This window comes from Roseomonas sp. TAS13 (assembly GCF_001950415.1).
Lineage (GTDB): Bacteria > Pseudomonadota > Alphaproteobacteria > Acetobacterales > Acetobacteraceae > Roseomonas > Roseomonas mucosa.
Map to the genome: position 1 here is coordinate 1 of NZ_BDLP01000795.1, position 364 is coordinate 364.

Below are 364 nucleotides of genomic sequence, written 5' to 3' on the forward strand. Positions count from 1 at the left end.
AGGCTTGATCCACCCGACTTCGGCCGTTTGCGCGACGACAGACACCGCTCGGGGCGAAAAACGCTTGCCCAGCGAGCAAAATCAGGCGATCTTGAAGTCAAGCGGCGGGCCACTTGGGGAATGTCGGGGGAAGCCTATCACCGGCAGCTGCTGTCGGAGGAGGCGCGGCTCTACGGCTTCGTGGAATGGAACTCGCCCAGGTTGCGCGAGCGGCTTTCGGCGGAGCAGAACCACCGCTGCTGCCATTGCGGCAAGCGGATGGAGGCGGATGCGCCGGACCCGGACGACCGTCCGAGCTTCGAGCACATCCTGCCGCGCAAGCAGGGCGGCGGGAACCGGCCCTGCAACCTGGCCGTCGCCTGCC

At 67.0% G+C, this 364-nt stretch carries 1 protein-coding gene; it reads left to right on the forward strand.

Features of this window, described 5'->3' with window-relative positions; all coding sequences use genetic code 11:
- Positions 1 to 120 precede the first annotated feature (120 nt).
- A partial coding sequence (locus tag ROTAS13_RS25555; RefSeq protein WP_139323629.1) for an HNH endonuclease occupies positions 121 to 364 on the forward strand: 244 nt, incomplete at its 3' end.